The 18,034-nt window shown below is 48.0% G+C and carries 19 protein-coding genes; 9 read left to right on the plus strand and 10 right to left on the minus strand.

Annotated elements, in window-relative coordinates; genetic code table 11:
* Positions 1-28 precede the first annotated feature (28 nt).
* From HHL17_RS03185 to HHL17_RS03195, 3 genes are all read right to left on the minus strand, one after another.
* Positions 29-1,888, minus strand: coding sequence for a mechanosensitive ion channel family protein (locus HHL17_RS03185; RefSeq protein WP_169223343.1), 1,860 nt, complete (start codon positions 1,886-1,888; stop codon positions 29-31).
* 84 nt (positions 1,889-1,972) lie between these two features.
* A complete protein-coding gene (locus HHL17_RS03190) occupies positions 1,973-2,425 on the minus strand; it encodes a methylglyoxal synthase (RefSeq protein WP_169223344.1) in 453 nt (150 codons plus the stop codon).
* A gap of 54 nt (positions 2,426-2,479) precedes the next feature.
* Entirely contained in the window at positions 2,480-2,995 is a 516-nt protein-coding gene (locus tag HHL17_RS03195) for a ferritin (RefSeq protein WP_169223345.1), read from the minus strand.
* Positions 2,996-3,148: 153 nt separating this feature from the next.
* On the opposite strand from HHL17_RS03195, the gene HHL17_RS03200 reads away from it, so the two are divergent.
* From HHL17_RS03200 to HHL17_RS03215, 4 genes are all read left to right on the plus strand, one after another.
* The gene (locus HHL17_RS03200; protein WP_078669665.1) at positions 3,149-3,745 is read left to right on the plus strand and encodes a NifU family protein; all 597 of its coding nucleotides are present in this window, start codon (positions 3,149-3,151) and stop codon (positions 3,743-3,745) included.
* An 87-nt stretch (positions 3,746-3,832) separates the two neighbouring features.
* Positions 3,833-5,530: a PNGase F N-terminal domain-containing protein gene (locus HHL17_RS03205; protein WP_240975074.1), complete on the plus strand. Its 1,698-nt coding sequence runs from the start codon at positions 3,833-3,835 to the stop codon at positions 5,528-5,530.
* Positions 5,531-5,560: 30 nt separating this feature from the next.
* The gene (gene pnuC / locus HHL17_RS03210; protein ID WP_169223346.1) at positions 5,561-6,184 is read left to right on the plus strand and encodes a nicotinamide riboside transporter PnuC; all 624 of its coding nucleotides are present in this window, start codon (positions 5,561-5,563) and stop codon (positions 6,182-6,184) included.
* On the plus strand, positions 6,181-6,702 hold the full coding sequence (locus HHL17_RS03215; protein WP_169223347.1) for an AAA family ATPase: 522 nt from the start codon (positions 6,181-6,183) through the stop codon (positions 6,700-6,702). The genes pnuC and HHL17_RS03215 overlap by 4 nt, the downstream gene beginning before the upstream one ends.
* Here HHL17_RS03215 and mtgA read toward each other — a convergent pair.
* Complete coding sequence (gene mtgA / locus HHL17_RS03220) at positions 6,668-7,420, minus strand: monofunctional biosynthetic peptidoglycan transglycosylase (protein WP_169223348.1); 753 nt, start codon at positions 7,418-7,420, stop codon at positions 6,668-6,670. The genes HHL17_RS03215 and mtgA overlap by 35 nt on opposite strands.
* 170 nt (positions 7,421-7,590) lie before the next feature.
* On the opposite strand from mtgA, the gene HHL17_RS03225 reads away from it, so the two are divergent.
* The gene (locus tag HHL17_RS03225) at positions 7,591-8,208 is read left to right on the plus strand and encodes an L-threonylcarbamoyladenylate synthase (protein ID WP_169223349.1); all 618 of its coding nucleotides are present in this window, start codon (positions 7,591-7,593) and stop codon (positions 8,206-8,208) included.
* 30 nt (positions 8,209-8,238) lie between these two features.
* The gene (locus tag HHL17_RS03230; RefSeq protein WP_169223350.1) at positions 8,239-8,607 is read left to right on the plus strand and encodes a hypothetical protein; all 369 of its coding nucleotides are present in this window, start codon (positions 8,239-8,241) and stop codon (positions 8,605-8,607) included.
* Between the two features lie 260 nt (positions 8,608-8,867).
* Here HHL17_RS03230 and HHL17_RS03235 read toward each other — a convergent pair whose 3' ends face one another.
* The 3 genes from HHL17_RS03235 to polA all read right to left on the minus strand — a co-directional run bounded on the left by HHL17_RS03235 (position 8,868) and on the right by polA (position 13,599).
* The gene (locus tag HHL17_RS03235; protein WP_169223351.1) at positions 8,868-10,010 is read right to left on the minus strand and encodes a C1 family peptidase; all 1,143 of its coding nucleotides are present in this window, start codon (positions 10,008-10,010) and stop codon (positions 8,868-8,870) included.
* Between the two features lie 84 nt (positions 10,011-10,094).
* Positions 10,095-10,640 carry a GNAT family N-acetyltransferase gene (locus HHL17_RS03240; protein WP_169223352.1) on the minus strand — a complete coding sequence of 182 codons (546 nt, stop codon included), beginning with the start codon at positions 10,638-10,640 and terminating at the stop codon, positions 10,095-10,097.
* A gap of 145 nt (positions 10,641-10,785) precedes the next feature.
* Complete coding sequence (gene polA, locus HHL17_RS03245; protein WP_169223353.1) at positions 10,786-13,599, minus strand: DNA polymerase I; 2,814 nt, start codon at positions 13,597-13,599, stop codon at positions 10,786-10,788.
* A 98-nt stretch (positions 13,600-13,697) separates the two neighbouring features.
* On the opposite strand from polA, the gene HHL17_RS03250 reads away from it, so the two are divergent.
* Entirely contained in the window at positions 13,698-14,027 is a 330-nt protein-coding gene (locus tag HHL17_RS03250) for an arsenate reductase family protein (RefSeq protein WP_169223354.1), read from the plus strand.
* 108 nt (positions 14,028-14,135) lie between these two features.
* Here the strand turns inward: HHL17_RS03250 and HHL17_RS03255 are convergent, their stop codons facing one another.
* A complete protein-coding gene (locus HHL17_RS03255; protein WP_169223355.1) occupies positions 14,136-15,206 on the minus strand; it encodes a glycosyltransferase in 1,071 nt (356 codons plus the stop codon).
* A gap of 380 nt (positions 15,207-15,586) precedes the next feature.
* Between HHL17_RS03255 and HHL17_RS03260 the strand changes: the two genes are divergently transcribed.
* Both HHL17_RS03260 and HHL17_RS03265 read left to right on the plus strand, forming a co-directional pair.
* On the plus strand, positions 15,587-15,835 hold the full coding sequence (locus tag HHL17_RS03260; RefSeq protein WP_078669652.1) for a hypothetical protein: 249 nt from the start codon (positions 15,587-15,589) through the stop codon (positions 15,833-15,835).
* A gap of 117 nt (positions 15,836-15,952) precedes the next feature.
* Entirely contained in the window at positions 15,953-17,092 is a 1,140-nt protein-coding gene (locus HHL17_RS03265; RefSeq protein WP_169223356.1) for a formimidoylglutamase, read from the plus strand.
* A gap of 71 nt (positions 17,093-17,163) precedes the next feature.
* Here the strand turns inward: HHL17_RS03265 and HHL17_RS03270 are convergent, their stop codons facing one another.
* Positions 17,164-17,571: a lysozyme inhibitor LprI family protein gene (locus HHL17_RS03270; RefSeq protein WP_169223357.1), complete on the minus strand. Its 408-nt coding sequence runs from the start codon at positions 17,569-17,571 to the stop codon at positions 17,164-17,166.
* A 64-nt stretch (positions 17,572-17,635) separates the two neighbouring features.
* Complete coding sequence (locus HHL17_RS03275) at positions 17,636-18,031, minus strand: lysozyme inhibitor LprI family protein (RefSeq protein WP_169223358.1); 396 nt, start codon at positions 18,029-18,031, stop codon at positions 17,636-17,638.
* Between the last annotated feature and the right edge of the window lie 3 nt (positions 18,032-18,034).

An 18,034-nucleotide genomic window follows, 5' to 3' on the forward strand; every position in this document is an offset into this window, starting at 1 on the left:
CCTGTTTTCTTGCTTAATTATATGATTCTTATGGCTTATTGTCCACTTTTACTTTAAAGGCCGGAGGTTCATAATTTCCTGGCATATAGGAAGGAGGAATGGTAGAGGCGTTCCCATCACGGTGCGCATGGTATTGCGGTGACATGATCTCTACACCGGCTTCGTTGAAATGGTCCTGTATCTGCTGGTTCAGCCGGGAATAGATTTCATTCATCCGATGAGATTCTTCGGTATAGGCATTGATTTCATAGGCAACAGAAAAATCGTTGAGCGCGGTCTGTAATACAAACGGCTCACGGTTTTTCTGAATACCTTCCGTGGCCAGCGCAGCACGGACCAGCAGCTCATGCACCTGTTTCCACGGAACGTCATATCCAATGGTGACGGTTGTGTGTAAAATCAGTCCGAGGTCTTTGCTGGAAGAGGTGAAATTAACCGTATGCCCATTGAGGATGCTGGCGTTGGGTACGGTAATCTCTTCGTTTTTGGTGGTGCGTAACCGGGTTACCAACAGGTTCTTTTCTATCACATCGCCGGTGATCTCTCCCAGCCGGATACGGTCCCCTATTTTAAAGGGTCGCATGTAGGTGATCACGAAACCCGCCACTACATTGGAGATCGCGGATGATGACCCCAGGGAGAAAAGAATACCGAGAAAAACGGACACGCCCTGGAACACTTTGGAGTCCGACCCGGGCAGATAAGGGAAGATGACAACAAACATAAACGCATAGAGCAGGAACTTGATGCCGCTGGCCGTAGGCAGGGCCCAGTCTGTATAAAAGCCGTTTATCTTCAGGTTGCCGCAGGCTATTTCACTGGCGAGATAGTTGACCAGTTTGACGAGCAGCCGCGTTACCACGTATATGACAAGGATGGTAAGCAGTTTGGGCAGATAGTGGAATATGCCCTGTAGTATTGCTTTGATGGGTGATAAAGTCCAGTCAATCAGTTTGTCGGCGATGCCTTTGGTCCACGGGAAGACGCCGAAAACTAACGGCAGGGTGAGGTACAGGACTAACAGGATGAGTATAATACGGGCAATACCGAGTGCACTGTAAATGATGCCAAGTTGTTTCTGTTGATTGAGCAGGGCGTAGTTCTTTAGTTTTACGCCTTTGAGGTACCGGTCTTTTTCGCGGACGAGCCTTTTGCGGAGGGCCCTGAACAACCGGTTGATGCCGAATATGATAATGCCCAGCACAACCAGTATCAATGCCAGCCAGCCAAGGCGTACCAGGATGTACTGAACACTGTGCTGTGTCTTTTGTTCCTTGATGGCTTTGCGGATGATGGCCGCATATTCGGTGGCCACTTGTGCCTTGTCCTGGTCCAGCCAGAGCGCATCGTCATCTGTGATGGTCTGAATGATCAGGTCGTTGTACACCACGTCTACGTTGTTTTCGTTGGGTACTACGGTGATGGAGTCCGGTGAATAGAATGGGTCTTTTTCTATCAGTTGCAGTTTACGGGAGATATTGGCAGCGCGGTCGCTGGGTTTGAACGGGCCTAGTTTATTATATACACGAAACAAGGTATCGCCGAAGGGGGCTACCGGGATTCCCTGGGAGATGGCTTTCATCTGGCGTATGCGTTCCCGTTGCCGGGCTTTCTTCAGGGAGTCGGTCTGCTCAATATTGGAGAGTTGCTGTTCCAGTTCTTTTTTCCGCTGGTTGCTGCTGTTGCTGAGTTGCAGGATTTGTGCTTCCAGTGTGGCTTTGGCTGCGGCATCTGCCTTGATCAGGGAGTCGCTTTCCCGGAGCAGCCGGGTGGTGGCAATGAGCTGTGCGTTGGTGGTGGAGTCCTGCGATACTTTGCTGCTGTCCTGTGCCAGGCACTGAAGGTGGATAGTGAGGATGGTTAATAAAATGGAAAAAAACGGTCTCATTCCCGAAGCTTTCTATTAAAGTACGGAAATTTCCCGGCGCAGCATAGCTGCAGGGCATAAAAAACGGGGAATTTAAAGGCGGGACTAGACTTTCCGTTGCAGGTACTGGGTATAGTCTGGCAGGATCACTTCATAGTCCTGGTGCATCAGCGGGGATGTCAGCAGGAAGTCGGCCGAAGCGCGGTTACAGGCCACAGGAATGTTCCACACTACACCGAGCCGCAGGAGGGCTTTGATATCCGGATCGTGCGGCAGGGCTTCCATCGGGTCCCAGAAGAAGATGATCACGTCCAGCGCGCCTTCCGCAACGAGGGCGCCAATCTGCTGGTCGCCACCCAGGGGGCCGCTCAGCAATTTTCTGACGGAAACGTCCAGCGCTTCTTCAATCAGTTTGCCGGTGGTGCCGGTAGCGTACAGTTCATGGCGGCTCAATACCGTTTTGTTATAGGTTGCCCATTCTATCAGCTCGGCCTTTTTGTGGTCGTGTGCGATCAGGGCGATCCTTTTGCGTGCTTTCAGCGTTTTGATTGTCTGCATATGCTGCAAAAGTACTAAGCCGCCTGAGAAAAATAAATGTAAAATTTAATAATATTAGTGCCTGTCGGCCGTATCGAGGTTTGCCAGGTCGCGGTCGAAGATATACAGGCCGCCTTTATCCTCCCCGATCAGTTTCAGTTTATCAAGGATATTGCGGGCCATTTTTTCTTCTTCGATCTGTTCGGTTACATACCACTGCATGAAATTATGGGTGGAGTAGTCTTTCTCTAACAGGCACAGATCTACCAGGTTATTGATTTCCCTGGAAACGGCCAGTTCATGGCTGTATACATGCTCAAAAACGGCATGGATGTCCGCAAACTTGTGTTCGGGCTGCCTCAGCGCGGGCACGAGGCCATGACCGCCTCTTTCGTTGATGAATTTCACCAGCTTCAGCATATGTATCCGCTCTTCATCGGAATGGCGGTAGAGGAACTGTGCGGTACCGTTATACCCCTGTACTTCGGCCCAGGAAGCCATCGCAAGGTAATACTGGGAGGAGGCAGCTTCCATTTCCACCTGTTGGTTGAGCGCAGCCTGGATTTTGGGAGAAAGTTCTTTCAGTAACATGACCTTAATTTTTAATTTAATGTAGGGAAGACGGCGTTAGGGGAGATATTGTTGCCGCTTATAACGTTATTGTAAAATTCGATGAGGTTTCCCCTTTCGCGGACTAAAATTCTGCCCGGAAAGTGCTACCTTTGTCAGGTAAATTAGGATAAAATGATTAAAACAGGAAATCCGATCATCAGCATATATACGGAAATGACGCCCAATCCGGAAACAATGAAGTTTGTAGCCAACAAACTGTTGTATCCCGGCAAGAGCATCGATTTTCCGGATGAGGCCAGCGCTAAACCATCTCCATTGGCAATAGAACTGTTCAGCTTCCCTTTCATCAGGGGCGTGTTTATTATGGCCAATTTCATTACGCTTACCAAAACCAGCGAAACAGACTGGAACGATATAATCCCCACCGTAAAAGCCTTCCTGAAGGAATACCTGGAGGATAACCGCCCTGTTATCAACGAAGATGAAGTGGTAGTGACTAAAGACACCGCCAGCAACACCGTTAGCGCAGATGACAGCGATGTGGTAAAAAGAATCAAGGAATTGCTCGAAAACTACGTGAAACCTGCGGTAGAAATGGATGGCGGCGCCATTCAGTTCAAAAACTACGAAGCCGGTACGGTTACACTGATGTTACAGGGTTCCTGTTCAGGCTGCCCCTCTTCCATGATTACGCTGAAAGCCGGCATCGAAGGCATGATGAAGCGTATGATACCGGAAGTGAAGGAAGTTGTGGCAGAAGCCGAATAAGCCATAGTTGAGTGAATGATAGTGTTAAATGAAAGCACAGTCTTAGTGGCTGTGCTTTTTTATTTTTTTAAGATAGATATAGCGACAATGAAAGGATTACTGGTTTTGTTGACCGGCATGGCCATTGCAGCCCAGCCGGTACTGGCACAGAAGAAAAAAAACACCGACAGCGCCGCCGCCGTGATTACCTACGGGATGCGCAGCAACGGAAAAGATGTAGGCAACGGCCTGCAACTGTTCATAGACCACAACAGGGCACATATTGTTCCCGGTGGCCCCGCAGCGAAAGAACAGCAATACCTGGAACTGGGCGAAAAAGCCACCCTACAGGTACTTGGCACTCCTAACGGGAATATCTGCACGCTAAAGAAACCCTTCGCGGAATATGTACAACCGGAACTGCTGCCCGGTACGGATACCATCCTCGGACTGGTATGCAAGAAAGCCAAACTCTTTATCCGCTCCAACACCATTGAAGTATGGTATACTAACCAGCTTGCCCTCAAAGGCACGCCTAACCTGACAATTGCGCCAGGAATCGGACTGGTGCTTAAAGTAGTCCGCAACGGCAACAGCGAAACGATCGCCAAAAAAATCGATTACCGCAAAATTACCCCGGCAGAACTGGCATGGCCGGCACAACTGGGCCAACAGGTGGACGATGCCGCCTATATGCGGGAAGTGATCGAAAGCCGCTATACTACCTTGCCGGTATTTGATCAGGAACAAATCAGCTGGGGCAACAATATCGCGAACCCCGCGGATGACCAGCCAGGTGTGACTTACCGCTACGCCGGCGGCACTGTCATCCTAAAGAAAGTAAAACTGCCCGCACCCAAAAAAGGGGAAACCATGTTCGCTGAACTGGTACAGTATTCTAACGGTGACGCCTATGACCGTACCGGTTCTGTATTCATGGTCCCTACAGATAAAGCATCTTCTTTCCTGGACGGCCTTCGCAAAGGCGCTGCCGCCCTGCCGGTATTCACCGCCAAAAACGGCAAACAATACCAGGGCATGGTAGCTACTGACAATTATCTTCCCGCGCTGGAAGTAATACGCTTTTTCACTCCTTTCGGTGTACATCACTTCAATGACCAGGTGAAAATCAAAGGATACCACTGGGCCGATTCTGTGATGTACAAACAGGATATCACCGAACTGCAAAACCGTCTGCAGGGCGAGGTATGGCTGGGCGTTTACATCGGCAACTACGATAAAGGCGGCCATAAAGTAAGCCTGCGCTTCAAATACTATCCCGGTGATGATGAAGACGACAACAGCAACAAGCCGGATTGGATCTACCCTATCTTTAATACGACCAACCTGATGGAAATGGCCGGACAGGAATACCCTACCCTCTTCGATAAGGATTCCCTGACCGTGACTGTCAATATTCCCGAAGGAGTTCACAACCTTCAGCTGCGTTACATCACTACCGGCCACGGTGGCTGGGGTGGCGGCGATGAGTTCAATCCTAAACAGAATGAAATATTCGTTGATGGAAAAAGAGTGTATCATTTCATTCCGTGGCGTACAGACTGTGGTACTTACCGCCTGTCTAACCCCGCATCCGGCAACTTCGGCAATGGACTGTCTTCCTCAGACCTGAGCCGCTCCAACTGGTGCCCGGGCACGCTCACTTCACCGGTATTCATTTCCCTGCCTGATCTTGGCCCGGGACTGCATACTATTAAGGTGGCTATCCCGCAGGGCGCTCCGGCCGGTACCAGCCAGAGCTTCTGGGACGTATCTGGCACGTTGACGGGTACACGAAAAAAATAATCCATCAACTGCAATACTTACATTTGTTGTATGAATGAATTTGTAACGGGACTGCAAAACGGCTTGCATGGAATGACATGGCTGGAAGCTATTGCAGTACTGTTTGCCGTATTGTCGGTCATCTTTCAGAAGAAAAATAATATACTGGTATATCCCACCGGTATTATCAGTACCGGCATCTATACCTATCTTCTTTCGAGAGAACACTTCAAACTCTATGCAGACGCCACGCTTAACGCCTATTACCTGGTGATGAGCGTTTACGGATGGTTATACTGGGCCCGGCAGGGCCCGGCCAAACCGGAAGTGAAGATCAGCCGTAGCAGCTCCCGGGAGCTGGCTACGGCGATCTTCATCGCTCTGGCAGGATGGGCCGTTTTTTATGTGCTGCTGATAAACTTCTCCGACTCCAATGTGCCGGTGATGGACGCCTTCATTTCTGCAACGGCTTGTGGTGGCATGTGGCTGTTAGCCAAACGGAAAGTGGAAAACTGGATATTGTTGAATATCTCCAATTTTGTGGCAGTGCCGTTGTTGTTCTACAAACACCTGTACCTGACCGCACTGTTGACCATCTTTTTGTTTATCATTGCTATCTTCGGATATTTCAGCTGGCGTAAGGCTGTGCTGCAACAGGAAACTTCCCATTCATGAAAAAAGTAGTAGTCATAGGGCCTGAATCTACAGGCAAAAGCACGCTCAGCGCCAAGCTGGCAGCGCATTTCGATACTGTCTGGGCGCCGGAGTTTGCCAGGCAATACCTGGACAGCCTCGAAGGTCCCTATGAACAGGAAGATCTGCTGAACATCGCCTACGGACAGATGATCGTGGAACAGAAAGCGGAGGCCAAAGCCAATGACCTGCTGATATGTGATACTGATCTGTATGTGATAAAAGTATGGAGCGAGCATAAATACCAGGACTGCGATCCCCGTATCCTTAGCGCTATTGCGAATCAGCGGTGTGATCATTACCTGCTTACCTATGTTGATCTTCCCTGGGAAGAAGATCCCCAGCGCGAATACCCAGACCCGGAGATGCGCCAGTATTTCTACCAGGTGTATCGGGATATCGTGATGCAGTCAGGTGTAACCTGGACGGATATACGAGGTAGTTATGAACAGCGGGAGACGCTGGCTATTGAGGCTGTGAGTCGCCTGTTGGCGGAGTAGTATTCTTCACACCGGAAACGAGTTCCATAATATCCGGGTCAGGCGCCAGATTGCGCATTTGTATCAGAATTTTCCGCTGTCTCCAGGCGGTGATCCTGGCCGGCGGGTTGACCGTATACTTAACCGGATTAGGAAGACAGGCCGCTATCATGGCAGCTTCTTCCCGGTTAAGACTAGCGGCGTTTTTATGATAGTATGCCTGTGAGGCAGCTTCAACACCGAAGATACCGTCGCCTGTCTGGGCCACGTTCAGGTATACTTCCAGTATCCGCTGTTTGCCCCAGATTTTTTCGATCATAAAAGTGAAGTATACTTCCAGGCCCTTGCGTACCCAGCTGCGGCCCTGCCATAGGAATACGTTTTTCGCCACCTGCTGGCTGATGGTACTGGCTCCTCTTATCTTTTTGCTGGCTTCGTTGTGTTTCATGGCCTTTTCGATCGACTTATAGTCGAAGCCGTCGTGGTCGGGGAACAGCTGGTCTTCACTGGCGATGACGGCCAGTTTAGCGTGCTGGGATATTTCGTCGTAGCTGACCCAGGATTTTTGAAGGTGTTTATCGGTACCCCAGAGGCTGAACCAGCTGGAGATCATAGTAATGGTGATAGGTGGATTGACCCATCGTAACAGGATGATATATACAAATTGTGCGACAAACAGGACCAGCAATATCCGCTTTAATCTCCTCCACGTTCTGGGGACAATGCCTTTTAACTTCATTCCGCGTAGGTTTGGAAAAATCGGGCTGAAAGATAGGAAGTAATTGTGGAATTATGAATTACGAATTGCATATTATGTTACAGTGAGGATTTAATTTGGTAATTTTACACTAGCAGCACGGTTGTTGCACATGTTGTCATCGTTGTTACTTTCACTTAATCTATGATACTATGCTGTTAAATGTGCACCCCGAGAATCCGAATCCCCGCCATGTAAAAACGATCATCGAATGTCTGAAGGATGGAGGAATCATTATCTATCCTACCGATACCGTTTACGGGTTGGGCTGTGATATTACCCAGCATAAGGCGATAGAACGCATTGCCCGTATTAAACAGATCGATCCTAAAAAGGCGCAATTTTCATTTATCTGTTATGACCTGAGCCACCTGTCGGACTATGCTAAAAGTGTGGACACGCCGGTATTCAGGATGTTGAAGAAAGCGCTGCCTGGTCCATACACTTTTATCCTGCCTGCCAGCAAGATGGTGCCGAAGTTGTTAAAGACAAAAAAGGACACGGTTGGTATCAGGGTGCCGGACAATAATATTTGCCGGACGATCGTACATGAATTGGGTAATCCGCTGATGAGTACTACGCTGCCCGTTGACCACTACGTGGAAGAATATACGGACCCTGAGATCATTTATGAGAAATTCGGTAAGGTAGTGGATATTGTGGTGGATGGCGGGCCCGGTGGAATAGGTTTTTCCACGGTGGTGGATTGTACCGGTCCGGAGCCTGAATTGGTACGTGAAGGCATCGGTAGTTATGAAGCGATTAGCTGATGATATTTTATGAAGATGAAATGGTGGATAATGAGTTGTCTGATAATGGGGCCTGTAACGTTACTGGCCCAGATGGCGTCTGAAAAGATACCATCGCAGGCATCCTTTGCCCGCCGCCACCTTTTTCCTGATACAGCAAAAACTACCCGGTATGTGTCTTTCGGTACTTTTACGAAAGAGGGCAAACCGTCCGGGTTGCCCCTCCCCTCATTGAATAACCAGGCCCCGTCTCCCCTTCCTGCTTACCCCGTATATATGATGGCCAGCCATGCGTATTATGACCAGCATTTTGGCTTCTTCTGTAAAAAAGAATGGACCTGGCAGAAACAGACCGGGATTCCAGTGAAATTAAGGCTGGGAAGTTATCAGTTGACCCAACAACAGGAAGGAAAACATTAATCAAGAAATTGTTAAACAATATTTTATAAATAATTATTTGACATAATCAAATATTTTTATTTGACCGTGTCAAATAAATTGACGCGATCAAAAAATGTGGTTTTCAGGGGAAATTTGCCTGATTTGAAGGCTATTTTTACTGCCTTGGCGAAACGTTATAGCATAGATTTTCCCTTCGTCCCGGGTATAAAAAAAGACCGCCTCGCTCCTAGCGAGGCGGTCTTTTTTATGTTATCGACGGGTGCTGTTTGCCCGGCTTATTAGAGTTTTAATTTTTTTGCGATATCAGTCGGCAGCGCTTTTTTGTTCACCATGAAGCTGGTGGTTTTATAAGCGAAATATGGCATAGAGGCGTAGAAATAACCCTGACCGAAATTCTCGGTGCCCCAGGAGTTTTTCACGCGGAAATATTTGTTCCCGTTCTGGTCTTTTACGATACCAACGATGTGCATGCCATGGTCGTCCTGTGTTTCGTAATTATCGAAGGCGAGCTGGCGTACCTCAGGGGTAATGGTTTTTTCCTTTACCGGTTCGAGGAACATGTTTTTCTTTTCCTCTGCGGACATGTCAGACCAGTCTTTGTCTGGTACGATGGCGAGGCCTTCTTTGAAGTTGAAGCCTTTTTCGCTTACGTCAGCGGCCCATGCGAGGGTGTAGCCGTTGGTAACGGCAGTTTCCGCGATGCGGGTGAAATCCTCCAGGGTTACGTTGTATACATTTTCCCAGTTCCAGTTGTCCGGTACTTCCAGTACGAACTGGCTGTTGTATGGATGATGGGTGAAAGAAGAGATCAGTACATAGTCGTCAGCGTTGAGGCCCAGTTCTTTAGCGAAGGACTGCGGCGTGTAGGATTTACCGTTATACTGGAATTTTTCGGGAGCTTCGCCCATGTAAGCATTCAGTACGCCATTAAATGCTTTTTGCCAGTCCGGGTTGATGGTACCATTGGCGTTGCCGATGGTTTTTACCAAACCTTCTGCAAGGTTTTCCATTTCGGCGTGGTTGTACATTTTACCTTTGTTGCCATCATAAACGCTTTGTGGTACCAGTCCGTATTCACGGAGGCACAGCAGGTCGTCAGGGAATCCGCCGCCTTCGCCGAAATTGGCTTTACCATGCATTCTTACGTAGTTGGCCGCTTTCAGCGGGTACATTTTACGTACAACGAACATTTCGCTCAGGTTGAGGCCTTTGCCTTTACCATTGCGGAGCAGTTCAGATTCAAAAAAAGAGAGGCCGGAGAAGGACCAGCAGGTACCGGTACGGCCCTGGTTTTGTACATCTCCTGCGTCCATATTTTTAATAACGGAAAACTGGTAACGGCTACCTTCCACATTGGTGCTTGTTTGCGCAAATACAGCAGTACTGCACAGCATGGCAGCGCTGATCATCCATTTCTTCATGTTGTAAGACAGGTTTTAGACAAGGGCCAAAAATAAGGGAATCGGGGTATTCATCCCTGAAAAAGATGGATGAGCGGAGCTTTGCTACGGTTTTTGTACAGTATTTTGTTGTTCCTGGTACTGTTCTCTCGTGATCTCCCATTCCCAGAGATCTTCATTTTCCTTGTTTTTAACGGCGCCGACAAATCGCATTCCGGATTTTTGCAATATTTTAACGGAGGCGTTATATTCTTCTTCGGTATGGGCGATTACTTTTTGTACGTACGAGTGTCCGAAGGCGAAGCGTACGAGTGCTTGTGCCATTTCAGAGCCGAGGCCCTGTTCACGATAATCTGCAGTAATTTCATAGCCCATCTCAACGAGCCCCTGGTGATTGGGTTTTCCTTTGAATCCGCCGGCGCCTATCAGGCGTTTATCTTCCCGGTGAATAACGAGGTAAAAAAACCATCCCAGCATGGAAGGGTCGTTGCGTAATTTATCATATGCTACCAGCACCATTTCGGGATATTCTGTCCATCCTTCCGGAACCGCAATTCCAAGAAGTTCGGCCAGTGTATCATTGCCCTGTAATAGCGACTCAAAATGTTGCAATGTGCAAGGCAACAATTGTAGTCGAGGAGTTTGGATCATGTTCTGAAACTAGTAAACTGTTTTGGGAAATACAACCATTTGGTATTTTTTCATTTTGATATTTAATTATTGGGAATGCCGGGGGTAAACGGCTTCTTCCGCGTGCAATAATTAAATATCAAAATGAAAAAATGTGCAAATTAAATTAGTGCGCCTGCAGCCAGTTTTCACCGATTCCCATTTCAGCTTCAACGGGAACGTCCAATGGCAGTGCATTACGCATACAATCTAATATCAGGGGTTTAATAATGTCTAATTCTGAACGATGGGCGTCAAAAACCAACTCGTCATGCACCTGCAGGATCATCCTGGATTTCAGGTTCCTTTCTTTAAACGCCTTGTGTATCGCGATCATGGCCAGTTTGATCATGTCAGCGGCCGTGCCCTGGATAGGCATATTGATCGCGTTCCTTTCCGCATAACCACGCACTACGGCATTGGAAGAATTGATGTCTTTCAGCCATCTTTTACGTCCCAATTTCGTTTGTACGTAGCCGTTAGTCTGCGCAAATTTTACCTGATCGTCCATGTATTTTTTGATGGACGTATACTGCGCAAAATAGTTATCGATCAGTGTTTTGGCTTCGCTTCTGGCGATACCCAGGTTTTCAGACAGGCCGAAAGCGCTCACGCCATAAATGATACCGAAATTGACGCTTTTTGCATTCCGGCGCATATCTGCGGTCACAGCGTCCAACGGAACGTTGTACACTTTTGCCGCAGTGGCCGCATGAATGTCTATTTTCTGACGGAAAGCATCCATCATTTGCTCATCCTGGGCAATGGCCGCAATGATGCGCAGTTCGATCTGGGAATAGTCGGCAGATAGCAGCACAAACTCCTCATTGCGGGGCACAAAAGCCTTTCTCACTTCCCGTCCTCTGTCTGTGCGGATAGGAATATTCTGAAGGTTGGGATTGTTGGAGCTCAGACGGCCGGTTACTGCTACAGCCTGATTATAGGAGGTATGTACGCGGTTGGTCCGTTTGTTGATCATTAACGGCAACGCATCTACGTAAGTTGATTTCAATTTGCTCAGTTCGCGGAAAATCAGGATGTCATCCACGATCTTGTGTTTGTTGGCCAGCTTCTGCAGTACGTCTTCACCGGTAGCATATTGACCAGTCCTGGTCTTCTTTGCCTTGGGGTCCAGCTGAAGTTTTTCAAACAATACCTCACCCAGTTGTTTGGGGGAAGCCAGTTTGAACCTTACGCCGGCTTGTTCATATACGCTTTCTTCGGCGCGTTTTATTTCAATTTCCAGTTCACGGGAGTAATCGGCCAGGGCCAGGGTATCAATACGCACGCCCTCAAACTCCATATCGGTCAGTACTTTCACCAGTGGGTTTTCCACATCGTAAAATACATTCTCCACTGCTTTTTCCGGCAGCATGGGCTGGAAGGTATGTTTCAGTTGCAGGGTGATGTCTGCATCTTCGGCGGCATATTCCTTGATTTTTTCCACTTCCACATCCCGCATACTACCCTGCCCTTTTCCTTTTTTGCCGATCAGTGTTTCGATGGCTACCGGTTCGTATTGCAGGTATTGGGCGCTCAGTGCGTCCATGCTTCTGCGGCCTTCCGGCTCTATGAGGTAATGGGCCAGCATGGTATCGAACAGCGGTGTAGTCACTTCCAGTCCGTACCATTTCAGTACCAGCATATCGTATTTGATGTTCTGTCCTACCAGCGTGATTGACGGATGTTCAAACAGGGATTTGAACTCATGCAGGATAGCGCGGGCTGCTTCATAATCGGCCGGCAAGGGAATGTAGTAGGCTTCGGCATTTTTGTAGGCGAAGCTCATGCCCACGATGTCAGCTTCATTGGCATCGGTACCGGTTGTTTCGGTGTCAAAGGCGATTTCTTTTTGCTGCAAAAGGTCCGCCAGCAGGGCTGCCCGTTTTTCCGGGGTATCTATCAGCACATAATTGTGCGGCGTATTATGGATGTTTTTGTCGGGTGCGAGGAAGGTGGCCGCTTCGGCGGGTTCTTCCGCCACTGCTGTTTCCACGGCCTGGCCAAAGAGATCGGTCTGTACGACTTTTGCCTTGCCCGGCTCGGGTGTACCGCCGGTCATAGCAAAACCATCTCCGAGCACTCTTTTACCGAGGGATTTAAATTCCAGTTCGGTAAATATCTCGGTGAGTTTTTCTTTATGAATACCGGTCAGGGAAAAATCTTCTTCATGGAAGGTAACCGGCACATTGGTGATGATAGTGGCCAGTTCTTTGGACAGCAGGGCGTTTTCGCGGCCGGCTTTAATTTTCTCTGCCATCTTGCCGCCGATAGCGTCTGCATTGGCCAGTACGTTTTCCAATGTTTCGTACTGCGCCAGCAGTTTCATGGCTGTTTTTTCACCCACGCCGGCAATACCAGGGATATTGTCTACCGCATCGCCCATCAGGCCGAGAATATCGATTACCTGGTGTACGTCTTTGATCTGCCATTTTTCGCACACTTCTTTCGGGCCGAGAATTTCTTCCTTGCTGCCCATGTATGGCGGTTTGTAGATGAATACGTTTTCTTTCACCAGCTGGCCATAGTCTTTATCGGGTGTTACCATGTATACGGTATAACCAGCGTCAGCGGCCTGCCAGGCGAGTGTACCGATCACATCGTCGGCTTCATACCCGTCAAGTTCCACCACCGGGATATTAAATCCTTCAATGATCCGTTTTATATCAGGGAGGGCCTCCAGCAGATCTTCCGGAGCATCTTCACGATTGGCTTTATAGTCGGTGAAAGTGGTATGGCGTTCGGTGGGCGCATGCGTGTCAAACGCAACGGCCAGATGGGTAGGTTTTTCCTTATTGATAAGGTCCAGCAAGGTGGTAGTAAAACCAAATTGGGCATTGGTATTGCGACCGGTACTGGTAAGCCTGGGATTTCTGATCAACGCGTAGTAAGCCCTGTAAATCAAGGCCATAGCGTCCAGTAAAAATAATTTCTTTTGCATCACTAAACCTACAAGAATTAATTTGAATGCACAAAATTAAGATAGTACCACAATATACGTTCAGATTGTATTTTTAAACCTGGAAAATATAGTAGCATATGAATAAGATATATCATTTGTCGACCTGCAATACCTGCAAAAAAATTCTGGAGGAAATAAAAGCCAAAGAAAGAGGGATTGAGTTGCAGGATATCAAAACGGAAAAGATCACGCCCGAACAGCTGGACGAGATGCATGCCCTGTCTGGCAGCTATGAGGCCCTTTTCAGCCGCAGGTCACAGAAATACAGGCCTATGGGGCTCCACGAGAAGGACCTCACAGAAAAAGATTACCGCGGCCTCATACTGGAAGAGTATTCTTTCCTGAAAAGGCCGGTAGGCATTGCCGGAGACCGGATTTATATAGGGGCTGAGGTGAGGAACATGTAACCCCGTGATATACATGATTATTACTGATTCGCCTGACAGGCGAAGATGATCTTTTGAGATGGAGTTGAACGGGAAAAATGCAGGTGCTTGTTTTTCCCGTTTAGCTGCTTACGGCCGTTTTTGAAGTTTTTGGACAAACTGTTTAACTATTTCTTTGTAGAGCGACATGTCCTGCTCATGTTGGAAGGACTTGAAGGGGAAGCGGGAAACCTCATCCAGCGCTGTCTTCAGATTAAATTCTTCCTGTGAGACAGAATAGAAATAACCTTTTTTCATGAGGTGTTCACCGAGATATACCTGCTCAGACTGGCCGGGCGTGGGTATCAGGATCGCTTTTTTGTTGAGTTTTACGAGGTCCATCAGGGTGGTGTAGCCGGAGCGGCTCAGCACCATGTCGGAAGCAAGCATGGCTTCGTTTAACGCTTTGGCGTCCAGATGGTTAACATGCGTTACGCCGGGAGCTACCTCTTCATGATAGTGGGTTCCCGGTTTACCGCTAACGATCAGGGCTTTCAGGGAGAGGTCCTTTACCTGGTCCAGCACGAGCTTTTCCAGGTTGGTACGCTGGGGTTCCGGCCCTGAAATGAGCACCAGGAGGTCGTATTTCTTTTCGACGTCCGGTTGTGGCTCAAAACGGCTAAGACAGCCGATGTACGTAGTGTTGGGCGGGAGTTTTGCCGGATGCGCCAGTTCACCGGAGAGATTATTATCGCCGGCGAAGTCCGGGATCCAGCAGGCGCTGTATTTACGAATGAAATTATAGTTGATTTTCTGTAATGTCCGCTCTATCCAGCCACCGAATGGTGTTTTGATCAGGAGCTGATGGGTGATGAATACGGTCGGAATGTCTTTTTGGTACAATCCGAAGCGGTTGTCCGAAATAACAGCATTGATCTGGTATTCCTTCACGATCTTTTTGAGCCACCGCTGCTCATATTTCACCGCGTTATATATTTTGGGAATCTGTTGTATAATCTTCATTCCGAAGAACTTACCTTTTTGCGCGTACTGGATGCGGTATCCTGGCAGCGGTAAAATGGTGATTTCCGGGAATTCCTGTTTCAGCAGTGCGGCATGTTTTCCTTCGGCGGCAATAAAAACCTGAGCGCCTGCGTTTAGCATTTCGTAGATGAGTGGAATGTCGCGGGTGGCGTGTCCCAGGCCCCAGTCCAGAGGCACTGTTAAAATTTTTACGGGAGGCTGGATTGTGGACAAATAAATTAAATTTTTTTGCGAATTTAGCTTAAATTACAAAGGGTGATTGTTAAGAAAAGGTAAACTAATTTGGGAAGGATTTATATTTAACCGGAAGAATATTAAATAGCACTATGAAAAGGCTTAAATGGATGGTGATCTTTTTTCTTTGTGGAAGTTTAACGATGACAGGTTGCAAAGTGTTTAAGAAGAACGATTGCGGTTGTCCCACTATGAACAAAAAACGAATGCACTAGAAGGCACATCTGACACAACATTAAAACGATTTTTACCTTATCTTTTTTGAATTATCCCATGAAAACCTGGCCAAACAATTATTTCGGGGAACAGTCAAAATTTTTTTCATGAAACCGGTAGATAGAGATTTATTGATCCTGCTACATGAAGATAGGTACACAGAGCAGCAGATACAGTCTGCTGTAAGGCAAATCAGTGAGATGTTGTCTTTAATTGAAACCATGGATTATCTGTGCGCAGTAATGGAAGTAGTAGATTGCAACAAAAGTAGAATTACCAGCAAACGATCGGTGCTGGAGAAGGCAATTTCACGTAAAGCACACAAGCCTTTCGAATTTATCATTCACCGCAACTAACAGTCGTACATTTGGCATTTCCGGTACAGTAGCATAACCCGCTGCTTATCTGCTTCATTGATGTATTTTTTTTAAATTCTTGTTGTACGTTTGCCGTCAAACAAACCCAACTAAGTGATGGCAGATTTTTCGCACCTGCAGGATTTTTTGCAGCCTGTTTCCAAAGCTTTTCTGAACGATGATCAGGAGTATGACGCTTTCCAGATTGGAGGTGTGATAGATGTTTATGAGGAAGAGCATCATCCGGACCTGGATGCTGCTGATATTGTATTGCTGGGAGTGGGAGAAGAAAGGGGCAGCGCCAGCGGAAAAACAGGCACCAGTGGGCCTGATGCGATCCGGCGGGAGTTCTTTAGGCTCTACAACTGGCACCGTGATATCAAGGTGGCTGATGTAGGCAACCTGCGTTCAGGCGCCTTTCTCGCCGATGCATATGCTGCCATGAAAACAGTTGTAGGGGAACTGATACAAGCCAATAAAACGGTGCTGATATTAGGCGGCTCCCATGATCTTACCTATCCGCAATACAAAGCCTATGCGGCTCATCAGCTGATCATAGAGGCTACTGTGGCAGATGCACTGATCGATCTGCAGGAAGAATCCTCTCACCGTAGTGAAAGATACCTGATGGATATCCTCACCGAACAGCCCAATTATCTCCGTCACTACAACCACCTGGGTTTCCAGAGCTATTTCGTACATCCGCGTATGTTAGAGACGCTGGATAAACTGCGTTTTGATTGTTTTCGTTTAGGCCGTATCCGTGAGAATATGGAAGAAGCGGAACCAGTACTGCGGCACTCTGATTTGTTCAGCCTGGATATCAATATCATCCGGCATACCGATGCGCCGGCCAACAACCTCTCCCCCAATGGGTTCAGCGGTGAAGAAGCCTGCTCTCTTGCCCGTTATGCAGGTATGAGCAGCCGGTTATCTTCCTTTGGGATTTATGGCTACCGGCCTGAAAAAGACAAGGAGCAACTAACGGCCCGCCAGATCGCTCAGATGATGTGGTATTTTATGGATGGCCGCTCCGTCAAAAACAAAGAGGCCCTGCTGGATGACCGGGACGCCTTCTGGGAATTTCATATAGCCTTCTCCGATATAGAAACTGTTTTCCTGAAAAGCAAACGTACCGGCCGCTGGTGGATGCAGCTCCCCGATCAGGAGTTTGTGCCCTGTGCGTATAACGATTACCTGCTGGCCAGTAACAATGAGATGCCGGAACGCTGGCTGCGTCACCAGGAACGATTGTGATATTTTGTTATTTAGAAATTTTCTCATTTAGAGAACCCATTAAATGACCAAATTTCTAAATAATGAAATGGTTAGATCTCCATATCAAGAAGGGCGGTGACACGGTCTTTCACATAAGCAGCCTTGTTGTCTGTAGAGATCATGTCATCGTCCAGCCCGTTCATGGTGCTTTTATGCATCTTCTCCACCCGCTCGTCTATCTTACGGAAATAGGCATCTTTCTTCTCTTCCCAGGCACCTTGTTCTGTCTGGAGGGAGTGTAGCTTGTTAGGCTCAATCTGGCTGTAAAGGCGCTGTAATGTGCTGTACAGGAGGCTGTCGAGCTGCTTGTAATATACAAGGGCGCAGCTGTAGCTGTTGCTGCCGGTAGAAAGGCAGCGCTGATAACGATTTTCCAGTGTGTCCAGTGCCGTCTGGCGGGACTGGGAATAGGCATTGCCACACAGGAATACCGCCAGCATCAGGATAGGGAGTCTCATAGGCGTTGTGGTGTACGCCAAATATACAGAAAATAATATGTAATTTATATTATATAAATGTTGACTATTCCGTTGCTCCAACGGAACCGGTGCAGGTTTCCCCCGGAGGCAGGCCGTTGAGCCACACCCGGATAGCATCTGTGCGCTGATTGGTCAGCTCAGCGAGGTAATTGGATTTACATACCGGGAACATGCTGCCGTAACTTTTCGCGGATTCCGGGTACATAGCCTTCAGCTGGGCATCGCGCAGTTGTACCCACAGCCTTTGGGCCTCCTTGAAATTGGTGATAAACGTTTTATTGGCCGCATATTTTTTCAGGATCTCCTGGTATATGGTATTCAGCTTCTTATCTGCCTCTTTGTACTCCAGGCCGGCCTGTTTGTTCATGTCTGACTGGGATTGCGCCATCCCGGTGAGGCTGCCTGCCACGATTAACAGTGTAATGACAACTGCTTTCATATG

It is taken from the genome of Chitinophaga fulva (assembly GCF_012927205.1).
GTDB classification, from domain to species: Bacteria; Bacteroidota; Bacteroidia; order Chitinophagales; family Chitinophagaceae; genus Chitinophaga; species Chitinophaga fulva.

Bases quoted from the DNA above. Each gene is read 5' to 3' on its own strand.
- HHL17_RS03185 (WP_169223343.1), bottom strand. From the start codon at position 1,888: ATGAGACCGTTTTTTTCCATTTTATTAACCATCCTCACTATCCACCTT.
- HHL17_RS03190 (WP_169223344.1), bottom strand. From the start codon at position 2,425: ATGCAGACAATCAAAACGCTGAAAGCACGCAAAAGGATCGCCCTGATC.
- HHL17_RS03195 (WP_169223345.1), bottom strand. From the start codon at position 2,995: ATGTTACTGAAAGAACTTTCTCCCAAAATCCAGGCTGCGCTCAACCAA.
- HHL17_RS03200 (WP_078669665.1), top strand. From the start codon at position 3,149: ATGATTAAAACAGGAAATCCGATCATCAGCATATATACGGAAATGACG.
- HHL17_RS03205 (WP_240975074.1), top strand. From the start codon at position 3,833: ATGAAAGGATTACTGGTTTTGTTGACCGGCATGGCCATTGCAGCCCAG.
- pnuC (WP_169223346.1), top strand. From the start codon at position 5,561: ATGAATGAATTTGTAACGGGACTGCAAAACGGCTTGCATGGAATGACA.
- HHL17_RS03215 (WP_169223347.1), top strand. From the start codon at position 6,181: ATGAAAAAAGTAGTAGTCATAGGGCCTGAATCTACAGGCAAAAGCACG.
- mtgA (WP_169223348.1), bottom strand. From the start codon at position 7,420: ATGAAGTTAAAAGGCATTGTCCCCAGAACGTGGAGGAGATTAAAGCGG.
- HHL17_RS03225 (WP_169223349.1), top strand. From the start codon at position 7,591: ATGCTGTTAAATGTGCACCCCGAGAATCCGAATCCCCGCCATGTAAAA.
- HHL17_RS03230 (WP_169223350.1), top strand. From the start codon at position 8,239: ATGAGTTGTCTGATAATGGGGCCTGTAACGTTACTGGCCCAGATGGCG.
- HHL17_RS03235 (WP_169223351.1), bottom strand. From the start codon at position 10,010: ATGAAGAAATGGATGATCAGCGCTGCCATGCTGTGCAGTACTGCTGTA.
- HHL17_RS03240 (WP_169223352.1), bottom strand. From the start codon at position 10,640: ATGATCCAAACTCCTCGACTACAATTGTTGCCTTGCACATTGCAACAT.
- polA (WP_169223353.1), bottom strand. From the start codon at position 13,599: ATGCAAAAGAAATTATTTTTACTGGACGCTATGGCCTTGATTTACAGG.
- HHL17_RS03250 (WP_169223354.1), top strand. From the start codon at position 13,698: ATGAATAAGATATATCATTTGTCGACCTGCAATACCTGCAAAAAAATT.
- HHL17_RS03260 (WP_078669652.1), top strand. From the start codon at position 15,587: ATGAAACCGGTAGATAGAGATTTATTGATCCTGCTACATGAAGATAGG.
- HHL17_RS03265 (WP_169223356.1), top strand. From the start codon at position 15,953: ATGGCAGATTTTTCGCACCTGCAGGATTTTTTGCAGCCTGTTTCCAAA.
- HHL17_RS03270 (WP_169223357.1), bottom strand. From the start codon at position 17,571: ATGAGACTCCCTATCCTGATGCTGGCGGTATTCCTGTGTGGCAATGCC.
- HHL17_RS03275 (WP_169223358.1), bottom strand. From the start codon at position 18,031: ATGAAAGCAGTTGTCATTACACTGTTAATCGTGGCAGGCAGCCTCACC.